At 50.4% G+C, this 833-nt stretch carries 2 protein-coding genes; one reads left to right on the top strand and one right to left on the bottom strand.

Features of this window, described 5'->3' with window-relative positions:
* A partial coding sequence (locus ACTHS3_RS16150; RefSeq protein ID WP_440368527.1) for a hypothetical protein occupies positions 1–185 on the top strand: 185 nt, incomplete at its 5' end.
* A 9-nt stretch (positions 186–194) separates the two neighbouring features.
* On the opposite strand, the gene ACTHS3_RS16145 is transcribed toward ACTHS3_RS16150, so the two are convergent.
* The coding region (locus ACTHS3_RS16145) for a UbiD family decarboxylase (protein ID WP_440368526.1) at positions 195–833 on the bottom strand (639 nt) is incomplete at its 5' end.

Raw genomic sequence — 833 nt, 5'->3', positions numbered from 1 at the left:
GATGTTTACTTAGGAATGACCATATAAATAATCAGTGCAACAATGATGGCAAACCATATAGTCAACATTATCAAGCCTTTTTTGGAGAGTTTTCTTTTTCTCCAATCGAGCCTCAATATTTCTATCGTACCCTCAAACATCACCCCAATCATTTCCATCACGATTTGAAGTATAAATTCCAATAGAAATGACATCTACAAGCCCAAACTCTCCCAAATCTCATCGATTTTGGCCGTAACGGCAGGGTCTTTTTTGATTACTCGTCCCCATTCGCGGTCGGTTTCGCCCGGCCACTTGTTGGTCGCATCCAAACCCATTTTGCCGCCAAGTCCGCTGACGGGGCTGGCGAAGTCGAGGTAGTCGATAGGTGTGTTTTCCATCAAAACAGTGTCACGTACAGGGTCCATGCGCGTGGTGACCGCCCAGATGACTTCTTTCCAGTCGCGCACGTCCACATCGTCATCGACCACAATGATGAATTTGGTGTACATAAACTGGCGCAGGAACGACCAGCAGCCCATCATCACACGCTTGGCGTGTCCGGCGTACTGTTTTTTCATGCTGACCACTGCCATGCGGTAGGAACAGCCTTCGGGCGGCAGGTAGAAATCGGTGATTTCGGGGAACTGTTTTTGCAAGAGCGGTACGAACACTTCGTTCAACGCCACGCCCAAAACGGCGGGTTCATCGGGCGGTTTGCCCGTGTAGGTGGAGTGGTAAATCGGGTTTTCGCGCATGGTGATGCGTTCGACCGTAAACACGGGGAAATGGTCCTGCTCGTTGTAATAGCCCGTGTGGTCGCCGTATGGGCCTTCCAACGCGGTTTCGTTCGG

The sequence above is a fragment of the Neisseria sp. P0009.S007 genome, from assembly GCF_051962515.1.
This window is presented reverse-complemented; position numbering and strand designations above follow the sequence as displayed.